This window comes from Janthinobacterium agaricidamnosum NBRC 102515 = DSM 9628, assembly GCF_000723165.1.
In the GTDB taxonomy this organism is placed as follows: Bacteria; Pseudomonadota; Gammaproteobacteria; order Burkholderiales; family Burkholderiaceae_D; genus Janthinobacterium; species Janthinobacterium agaricidamnosum.
In genome coordinates, this window is the sequence record NZ_HG322949.1 from 3,822,374 (window position 1) to 3,831,259 (window position 8,886).

The following is an 8,886-nucleotide window of genomic DNA, read 5'->3' on the forward strand; positions in this document are numbered from 1 at the left end:
TTGCCCGCCTGTTTTAGCGCGTCATCGCTTTATATTGACCAGCTTGAAAACGGCCTGGCGATCAGGTTGGCGTTGAAATAACGCGCATCGTCGGTGACTTCCCGGCCGATCCAGTCCGGCCGGTCGAAGGGCTGGTCTTCCGACGTCAGCTCGATCTCGGCCACCACCAGCCCGGCATTCACGCCGAGAAACTCATCGACTTCCCATACCATGCCGCGGTACTCGATACGGCGGCGGTATTTTTCGATGATCGGCTGCTCGCACAGCCGCTCCAGGAATTCCTCGGCGTCGGCCAGCGGAATCGGATATTCCCACTCGCCGCGGCTGGCGCCGACACTGCGGCCCTTGATCGTCATCATCGCCTGGCTTCCTTCGATGCGCACCCGCACCACCCGCTCGCGCTGCGACGACAGATAGCCCTGGCGCAGCAGCACCGGCTGGCCCAGCCGGCGCCAGCCTTCGCCCGACAGCAGGAACTTGCGCTCGATTTCCATCCCCATCGTCAGTCCAGCGACAGCAGGATAGGCTGCAAGATCGCCGCGCCCAGGGCGGCGCTGCGCGCGCCGTTCCAGCCGACGTGCGGATCAGGCAAGTCGGCATTGTCCTTGAACGGCATTTCCAGCGTCAGCGCCAGGCACTTGAAATGGTGGCCGACGTATTTCGACGCCAGCGTCAGCATGTCTTCCTTGTATTTGCTGGCCGCGTAGCCGAACTTGTCCTGGAAGTCCGGGCTCGCTTGCTTGTAGCGCTCGATAAACGCTTTTTGCTGTTCGGCCTGGGCCGCGCTGAAGTTTTCCAGCATTTCATTGCCGGCCACGAAGTTGTACGGCAGCGCTTCATCGCCGTGGATGTCGAAGAACATGTCGATGCCGGTTTCATGCATCTTGTTCTTGACGCACAGTACTTCCGGGCTGCGTTCCAGCGACGGCGTCATCCATTCGCGGTTCAGGTTGGCGCCGGCCGCGTTGGTGCGCAGGTTGCCGCGGATCGCGCCGTCCGGGTTCATGTTCGGCACGATGTGGAATACGGCGCGCTGCAGCAGCTTGCGGGCGATCGGATTGGCATCGTCCAGCAGCGAGTCGATCAAGCCTTCGACAAACCATTCCGCCATCGATTCGCCCGGATGCTGGCGCGCGATGATCCAGATTTTCTTCTCGGCCTGCGGGTTGCCGATGGTGACCAGGTTGATGTCGCGGCCATCGACGGTGCTGCCCAGATCGGTCACCCGGGCCAGCGGATTTTCCGCCACTTCGCCCAGCAGGCGCAAATGGCGCTCCCACGAATAAGGCTCGAAATAGGCGTAATAGATGCTATCGAGTTCCGGCGTGTGGCTGATGGTCATGACCTTGCCGTCGAACGAGGTCGGCACGCGGAACCAGTTTTCGCTGTCGTAGCTGGCCACCGCCTGGTAGCCTTGATAGCCGCCCGCATAGGTGGCTTGGCCGGCGTTCAGGAAACGCAGCGTGCAAGCCTGGCCGCGCGCGCCTTGCAAACGGAAGTGAAACCACTGGTGGATGTCGGCATGGCTATCCTTACGCAAGTTCAATTCGATGCTGGCGGCGCTGTCCGCGCGCACCACGTCGATGGCACCCGAGTCGAAATTCTGGCTGATTTTAATGGTCATGTGGCGATCCCGTCAAAAAGTAAGTGTACGGCGGCCCCGCTTGGGTGCCGCTTTCACGTGATAAAACATCATCGTGGTGTTATTTTCCGCGTTTTATGGATTTTTCGGAAGCGTTGCTGCCACTCAAAGCCTATCGATTGAACTTTAATCGGTAAATTGCGCATCAACGGGAAACAAAACGTTTAAATTTAATCAAAATAGACGTTTTTTCGTTGGCATCTGGAACAGTTACACTCGTTACATTATGGTCGTTCACGACTGTGCCAGCAGCCCCCTATAATCTTGTTTTTTTCGTAGCCAGGAAAATCGCGTGGACCAGAAGTTAAACAATATACAAGAAAGAAAACTGCGTGAGGCGCATGCCCGGCGCGAACACATCATTAACGTGGTCAAGGCCTTGATCAAGAAAGGCGGCGCGCGCGAGGTGTCGATCCGCAAGGTCGCCGAAACCGCCGGCTTTTCGACCACCGTGGTGTATGCGCTATTCCGCGACAAGGCCACGCTGATCGCCCAGGCAATGGACAAGGACTTGCTGGAATTGCTGCGCCAGATGCGCGAAGCGAGCGCCGGCGCCACCGATCCGTGGGAGCGGATCCGCCTCAGCGGCCGCGCCTATGTCCAGTTCGGCATGCAGCATCCGGATGAATACGCGCTGGTCTTCATGGAACAGCGCCCGCACGCGCCTGCCGATGCGGCGATGGTCGAGCATGGCAATATCGAGCAAGATCCGTACGCCTATGCCCATCATTTATTCCAGCAACTGGCGCTGGCCGGCGAAGTCCGCGGCGACACGCAGGCGATCGACACGATGACGCAAATCTTTTGGCAAGCGCTGCACGGCATGGTGTCGCTGCATATCGTGATGGGCGCAGACGACGACTGGATACCGCACATGGAACCGGACGGCTACCTGGCCACGCTGCTGGAAGTGATTATCGGCGGCATCAAGCTGCGCTTCCGCTGACACAAGCGCCAGACAGGTTCCCGACAAGGCATCCCTTATTGCGGCGCCAGCATGGTCCGGGTGTCGCGATAATGCGCATGCCATGAAAACGCCTGCTCCAGCAGATGCGGCGTCTGGCCGCCGCGCTGGCAGGCCGCCTCGAAATAGGCGTGCAGCCGGGCCCGGCAGGCCGGATGGCCGCCGCGCAGCAGCTTGAAGCTGAAGGCCCTGGCCGACCTGCCGCTGGTCTTGCTGAAAGATGATTTTGCGCTGACCCGCAGCCTGCGCCGCGCGTTCGGCCAGGCCGGATTCGCTCCGCTGATCGCGGCCCAGAGCGGCCAGTGGGACTGGCTGGTGGCGATGGCCTCGGCCGGACTCGGCGTGGCCTTGCTGCCGGAACCGTTCATGCACCGGCTGGCCGGCGAACAGCTCGACCTGGTGCGGATTATCGAGCCGGAACTGCACTGGCAAGTGGCGCATGTGTCGCATCGGCGCTACCTGTCGCATGCGGCGCGCGCGTGGCTGGAGGTGTGTCAAAGCGTGCTGGGCGCCAGTTTTGTACACGAGGCGCAACCTTGAATAGCCAGGCGCCAGCCCAGGCGGTCCGATAAAAAAGGGAAAGGATGGCAAGCCGCCCCTTTCCCCTGTTCTTCATCGCATGCTGCGCGGCAACGGTTTACCTGGCGGCCGCGTCATCCCGGTACATCCCCGCATACTTCACGCCGTAATACAGGATGAAGATATAACACAGGGCGGGAACCAGGAACGACAATTGCAGGCTGATGTGGTCGGCCAGGAAACCCTGGACAAAAGGCACGATGGCGCCGCCGACGATGGCCATGCACAAGATGCCCGAACCCTGGCCGGTCAATACGCCCAGCTTGTTCAGCGCCATGCTGAAAATGGTCGGGAACATGATCGAGTTAAACAGGCCGACACTGATCAAGGCCCACATCGCCAGGTGGCCGTGCGCAAAAATCGCCACCAGGATCAGGCCGATCACCAGCGCGGCGTTGAACGCCAGCGTCTTGCCCGGGCTGACATAGCGCATCACGCCAAAACCGATAAAGCGGCCCAGCATCGCGCCGCCCCAGTAATAACTGACAAAATGCGCCGCATCGGCCGCCGACAGGCCGGCGACATTGCTGTCGCCCATGAAGTTGATCAGGAAACTGCCGATACTGACTTCGCCGCCGACGTACAGGAAGATCGCGACCGCGCCCAGCACCAGGTGGCGCTGCGACCAGATCGAGGTTGCAGGGCCGTCCTGCGCGACATCGATCACATCGTCGGCATGCGAAATTTTTGGCAGCCTGGCCAATGCAAACAACACCGCCAGGATCGCCAGCGCCGCCGCCAGCGCCAGATACGGACCTTGCACCGCCGCTGCTTCCTTGGCGCGGTACGCCAGTTGCTCGACGACCGGCAGCAAGTCGAACTGGGCCGCCGTCAACACGGTGCCGGACAAGATCAGGATGCCGCCCAGCGTCGGCGCCACCGTGGTGCCGAGCGAATTGAACGCTTGCGTCAGGGTCAGGCGGCTGGACGCGGTGTGCGGATCGCCCAGCTCAGTCACATACGGATTGGCCGCCACTTGCAGGACAGTAATACCCGCCGCGAGGATAAAGAACGCCAGCAAGAACAGCGCGTAACCGCTGGTCGAGGCCGGATAAAACAGCGCGCAGCCGGCGGCGGCGATCAGCAAGCCCGCCACCACGCCGCGTTGATAACCGATCTTCTTGATCAACGCGCCGGCCGGCAGCGACACGATGGCGTACGCGCCAAAGAAGCAAAACTGCACCAGCATCGCCTGTACATAGGTCAACGTGTAGATCGAGCGCAGATGGGGAATCAGCACATCGTTCAAGGAGGTCAGCAGCCCCCACATAAAAAACAGCACCGTCACAATAATCAGCGGCACCGTGTTATTTTTTTGCGCCTGCGCGCCGCCTGGAGCCTGCCTGGCGCCGGCCGCTTGCGATACGTGTTCCATATTTTTCTCCGTTCTTCTCATTCAAAATGATGTTACCTGGTATCACGCAACAGACTTTCGCCTTGTTTTCGCCCTGTACCGGTCCCCGCCCTCCGGCAAGAACCAGCAAAATGAAATAACAAAAAGGCACTGCTTGATTGTCGCGAGATCATCCTCCCGCCATCTGTTCCTTACCAGGCACACACATCGCCAAGGCGCCGCCGACGGCGGCTGCCGCGATGACATATAACCGCCAGCAATTACGTAGTAAAACTACGGCGTCGGAGCCGCATTATGCCCGAAAGAGCTGAAATTGGCAGGCGAACGCGACATTATCCATATTGTGAATACATGTCATTTGAAATTGAAAGTGTACTTATATCTATGGATGGGTATAATTATGTTGCGATGCAGCACAACGCATCATCCCACTCACCAAGGAGCCAGCCATGTCCACCACCTTTACCTATCACACCACCGAATCGCACAACGTCGTTGCCACGGTCCGCGCAGCCATCAGCCGCCTGGCCGCATTCCTGAGCGGCGGCAGCGACCATCGCGAGCGTGCCTATGAAGAAGCCTACCTGGCCGAATCGACCGACCGCTACGACCTGGAATTCCGCATGCGCGAACTGGCGCGCGCCAATCCGCAACCATCGTGGATGACCGGCCTGGGCCGTTAAGCGCTTTGATGCTGCGACGCATCAAGCCTATCGGCAGAATCTATCGCAAGAATCATCTAGTAATACTACGTAGTTCAGTCGTCGTGTGCACCACACCCGGGGCTGCGGGCGGCAATAGCGCCGCTCCCCATATCGGCCTTCAAGGCAGCAACAACACTGCACGCCAAAAACAGCGCGTGCAACACATGGCGTGCGCCTGACGCCGCGCCATGCGATAGAATCGCAGCATGTGCGGACGACTAGACCAACACCGGCAATCCCAGGACTACGCGAGAATTTTCGATTGGATGGATGCGGTCATCGGCAGCGCAGCCGAACCGCTCTACAATGCCGCGCCGGGCAGCTACCGGCCGCTGATGCACATCGCCGGCGGCCAGCGCCGCATCGACGATCTGCACTGGGGCTACCAGGCGTCATGGGCGGTTGGCAAGGTGCCGGTGGCGATCAATGCCCGGCTCGAGAAAGTCAGCAACCGCTACTGGGCGCCGCTGCTGAAAAACGGCCGCGCCATCCTGCCGGCCGACGGCTGGTATGAATGGACCGGCGACCAGGGCGACAAGCAACCGTGGCATATCCACCGCGCCGACCATACGCCGCTGTTCATCGCCGCGCTGGCCCATTTCGGCCCGGCCAGCGCAACCCCGGCGGCGCACGGCTTCACCCTCGTCACCGCCGACGCCGAAGGGGGGTTGCTCGACGTGCACGACCGGCGCCCGGTCGTATTCAACTATGACGATGCGGCGCTGTGGCTGGACCCGGACTTGCCCGCGCAGCAGGCCGAACAACTGGCGCGCTCGATGGCGCTGGGCCCGCAAGCGTTTCACTGGTTCAAGGTCGACCGGGCGGTCGGCAATGTACGCAAGCAGGGCGGCCAGCTGATCCTGCCGGCCAAGTGAGGCCGGCCAATGCCTGCTAACAGGCGCCGGCCGGCGATCGCCATCAGGCGCTCGGGAACGAGTAATCCTTGAACGTTTCGCGCAAGCGGGTTTTTAATATCTTGCCGGTCGCGCCGAGCGGAATCGCATCGACGAAGGCCACGTCGTCCGGCGTCCACCACTTCGGGATCTTGCCGTCATAAAAGCCGAGCAACTCTTCCTTGCTGACAACAAAGCCCGCTTTCAACACCACCACCAGCAGGGGACGCTCATCCCATTTCGGATGCGGCAAGCCGACGCACGCCGCCATCTGCACCGCCGGATGCGCGATCATGATGTTTTCCAGGTCGATCGAACCGATCCACTCGCCGCCGGACTTGATCACATCCTTGCTGCGGTCGGTGATCTGCATATAACCATCGCCATCGATCGCCGCCACGTCGCCGGTCGGGAACCAGCCGTCGATCAGCGGATCGCCGCCCTCTCCGCCGAAATAACTGTGGATCACCCATGGCCCGCGCACCAGCAATTCGCCGCGGCTTTTGCCATCCCATGGCAATTCGGCGCCGCTCTCGTCGACGATCTTCATATCGACGCCATACACCGCATGGCCCTGCTTGGACTGCACCGCCAGTTGCTCGTCGGCGGACAATGCCATATGCCGGTTTTGCAGCGCGCTGCTGGTGCCCAGCGGCGACATTTCGGTCATGCCCCAGCCATGCACCACTTCCAGGCCGTATTGCTCGTGCATCAGCTTCATCAGCGCCGGCGGACAGGCGGCGCCGCCGACGATGGTGCGTTTGAAGGTCGAGAATTGCAGGCCGTTTTGCACCACGTAATTCATCAAGCCCAGCCAGATGGTCGGCACGCCGGCCGCAAAACTGACTTTTTCGCTTTCAAACAAGGCGAACAGCGACGCGCCATCCAGCGACGCGCCCGGCATGACCAGCTTGGAGCCGGTCATCAGCGCCGCGTACGGCATGCCCCAGGCGTTCACATGGAACATCGGCACCACCGGCAAGGCGACTTCGCGCGCCGACATATTCATCGCATCGGGCAAGGCCACCGCATACGAATGCAGCACCGTCGAGCGGTGCGAATACAGCGCGCCCTTCGGATTGCCGGTGGTGCCGGAGGTGTAGCACAGGCTGGACGCGGTATTTTCATCGAACAGCGGCCAGTCGAAATCGGCGTCATGCGCGTCGATCAAGTCTTCATAACACAGCAGGTTGGCGACCTTGCCGGCCGCCGGCATATGTTCGCGGCCGCACATCATGACAAAACCCTTGACCGCGCCGCAATGGGCGGCGACCGCCTCGACCAGCGGCAGGAAGGTGATGTCGAAGAACACGTACTGATCTTGCGCATGGTTGATCAGATAAATAATCTGTTCGGCATGCAGGCGCGGATTGATGGTATGGATCACCGAACCGGCGCCGGAAATCGCGTAGTACAGTTCCAGGTGGCGATAACCGTTCCACGCCAGCGTGGCGACCCGCTCGCTGAAGCCGACGCCCAGCGCCTTCAACGCATTCGCCAGGCGCCGGGTGCGCGCATGGCACTCGCTGTACGTGTAGCGGTGCAAGTCGCCCTCGACCCGGCGCGACACGATTTCAACCTTGCCGAAATGACGGTCGGCATGCTGGATGATGCTGGAAATGAGCAAAGGCTGGCTCATCATCTGCCCCATCAGAGGCGTTACTTGTGAAGACATAAATTATTTCCACTGGTAAATAACAATAGATCGCCATCATCCACCAGTCCGAAAAAAGATGCCAGCATGACTTGATGATTCGTGCGAAGTTGTGGGTTGGCGGGCAGAGCCTCTGAAAGCTGGCATTTTTAAAGGTAAGCGTCTTCCCATCACCCTCTATCTTTAAAAGTACGCATACTCCACAGTAGTTCCCGTCATTTTTTTGATGGGAACTACTGTGGATACAGATGCAAAGACGGGCAACCGCAAAGGCCGCCCGAACTATCCGGCCGACTTCAAGCGGCGTCTCGCTACCGAGGCTTGCAAGCCTGGTATCTCGGTGTCTAAGCTGGCGCGGCAGCACACCATCAATGCCAATATGCTGTTCAAGTGGCGCCGCGAACTGCGCGCCGGCCTGTTCGAGCCGACCACGCCGGCGCTGCTGCCCGTGCTGGTCAAGCGTGCCGCAGCACCGGCAACGGCATAAGGCTGCGCCAGGCGGCATGATCGAGATCGTCATTGGCGAGGCCGTCGTGCGCATCCATGCCGAGGTCGACGCCGCGCTGCTCAAGCTCGTCCTGCAAAGCCTGCGTTCATGATCGGCCTGCCGGCGGGCACACGCATCTGGCTGGCCGCCGGCGTGACCGACATGCGCTCCGGTTTCAACGGCCTGGCCGCCAGGGTGCAAACGGCCCTGGCCGAAGACCCGTTCAGCGGTCATGTGTTCGTGTTCCGGGGCCGGCGCGGCGACTTGATCAAAGTGCTGTGGTGGAGTGGCGATGGCCTGTGCTTGCTGACCAGGCGGCTCGAGCGCGGCCGCTTCGTCTGGCCGATGCCGACACTGGATCCGGCGCCGCGCAAGAAATCGGTACGCCGGCCCTTGCCGGATCACCTGCCGCGTGACGAGAAGGTGTATGCGCCATCAGGCGAGGCTTGCCCCGCCTGCGGCGGTGGCCTGCGTCCCTTGGGTAAAGATGTGGCTGAGCAACTGGAGTTCGTGCCGGCCAGCTTGCGCGTGATCCGCCACGTGCGTCCGAAACTGGCGTGCAAGTGCTGCGACACCATCGTGCAGGCGCCAGCGCCAAGTCGACCGATC

The 8,886-nt window shown here is 61.0% G+C and carries 8 protein-coding genes and 3 pseudogenes; 7 read left to right on the plus strand and 4 right to left on the minus strand.

Annotation, left to right across the window (positions count from 1 at the left end; all coding sequences use genetic code 11):
- Positions 1-29: 29 nt before the first annotated feature.
- Together GJA_RS16270 and GJA_RS16275 are read right to left on the minus strand one after the other, a co-directional pair.
- A complete protein-coding gene (locus GJA_RS16270; RefSeq protein ID WP_038494135.1) occupies positions 30-500 on the minus strand; it encodes a CYTH domain-containing protein in 471 nt (156 codons plus the stop codon).
- Between the two features lie 2 nt (positions 501-502).
- Positions 503-1,624: a M14 family metallopeptidase gene (locus tag GJA_RS16275; RefSeq protein WP_038494137.1), complete on the minus strand. Its 1,122-nt coding sequence runs from the start codon at positions 1,622-1,624 to the stop codon at positions 503-505.
- Positions 1,625-1,934: 310 nt separating this feature from the next.
- Between GJA_RS16275 and GJA_RS16280 the strand changes: the two genes are divergently transcribed.
- Positions 1,935-2,588 carry a TetR/AcrR family transcriptional regulator gene (locus tag GJA_RS16280; protein ID WP_081905455.1) on the plus strand — a complete coding sequence of 218 codons (654 nt, stop codon included), beginning with the start codon at positions 1,935-1,937 and terminating at the stop codon, positions 2,586-2,588.
- 183 nt (positions 2,589-2,771) lie between these two features.
- Positions 2,772-3,146 (plus strand): annotated as a pseudogene (locus tag GJA_RS16285) (LysR substrate-binding domain-containing protein); the annotation flags it as partial.
- A gap of 97 nt (positions 3,147-3,243) precedes the next feature.
- On the opposite strand, the gene GJA_RS16290 reads toward GJA_RS16285, so the two are convergent.
- Complete coding sequence (locus GJA_RS16290) at positions 3,244-4,560, minus strand: sugar MFS transporter (protein ID WP_038494139.1); 1,317 nt, start codon at positions 4,558-4,560, stop codon at positions 3,244-3,246.
- A 428-nt stretch (positions 4,561-4,988) separates the two neighbouring features.
- Here GJA_RS16290 and GJA_RS16295 point away from each other — a divergent pair, with 428 nt between their 5' ends.
- Both GJA_RS16295 and GJA_RS16300 read left to right on the plus strand, forming a co-directional pair.
- Positions 4,989-5,222 carry a DUF3563 family protein gene (locus GJA_RS16295; RefSeq protein ID WP_038494141.1) on the plus strand — a complete coding sequence of 78 codons (234 nt, stop codon included), beginning with the start codon at positions 4,989-4,991 and terminating at the stop codon, positions 5,220-5,222.
- Positions 5,223-5,449: 227 nt separating this feature from the next.
- Positions 5,450-6,118, plus strand: coding sequence for an SOS response-associated peptidase (locus GJA_RS16300; protein WP_038494143.1), 669 nt, complete (start codon positions 5,450-5,452; stop codon positions 6,116-6,118).
- A gap of 43 nt (positions 6,119-6,161) precedes the next feature.
- On the opposite strand, the gene GJA_RS16305 is transcribed toward GJA_RS16300, so the two are convergent.
- Positions 6,162-7,811 (minus strand): 3-(methylthio)propionyl-CoA ligase, encoded by a 1,650-nt coding sequence (locus GJA_RS16305; RefSeq protein WP_038494146.1) that lies wholly within the window; start codon positions 7,809-7,811, stop codon positions 6,162-6,164.
- Positions 7,812-8,028: 217 nt separating this feature from the next.
- Here GJA_RS16305 and tnpA point away from each other — a divergent pair, with 217 nt between their 5' ends.
- From tnpA to GJA_RS27435, 3 genes and pseudogenes are all read left to right on the plus strand, one after another.
- Positions 8,029-8,277, plus strand: coding sequence for an IS66-like element accessory protein TnpA (gene tnpA / locus GJA_RS16310; RefSeq protein ID WP_051780987.1), 249 nt, complete (start codon positions 8,029-8,031; stop codon positions 8,275-8,277).
- Between the two features lie 108 nt (positions 8,278-8,385).
- Positions 8,386-8,616 (plus strand): annotated as a pseudogene (gene tnpB, locus GJA_RS16315) (IS66 family insertion sequence element accessory protein TnpB); the annotation flags it as partial.
- Positions 8,617-8,661: 45 nt separating this feature from the next.
- A pseudogene (locus GJA_RS27435) lies at positions 8,662-8,886 on the plus strand (IS66 family transposase zinc-finger binding domain-containing protein); the annotation flags it as partial.

Bases quoted from the DNA above. Each gene is read 5' to 3' on its own strand.
- GJA_RS16290 (WP_038494139.1), bottom strand. From the start codon at position 4,560: ATGGAACACGTATCGCAAGCGGCCGGCGCCAGGCAGGCTCCAGGCGGC.
- GJA_RS16295 (WP_038494141.1), top strand. From the start codon at position 4,989: ATGTCCACCACCTTTACCTATCACACCACCGAATCGCACAACGTCGTT.
- GJA_RS16300 (WP_038494143.1), top strand. From the start codon at position 5,450: ATGTGCGGACGACTAGACCAACACCGGCAATCCCAGGACTACGCGAGA.
- GJA_RS16275 (WP_038494137.1), bottom strand. From the start codon at position 1,624: ATGACCATTAAAATCAGCCAGAATTTCGACTCGGGTGCCATCGACGTG.
- GJA_RS16305 (WP_038494146.1), bottom strand. From the start codon at position 7,811: ATGTCTTCACAAGTAACGCCTCTGATGGGGCAGATGATGAGCCAGCCT.
- GJA_RS16270 (WP_038494135.1), bottom strand. From the start codon at position 500: ATGGGGATGGAAATCGAGCGCAAGTTCCTGCTGTCGGGCGAAGGCTGG.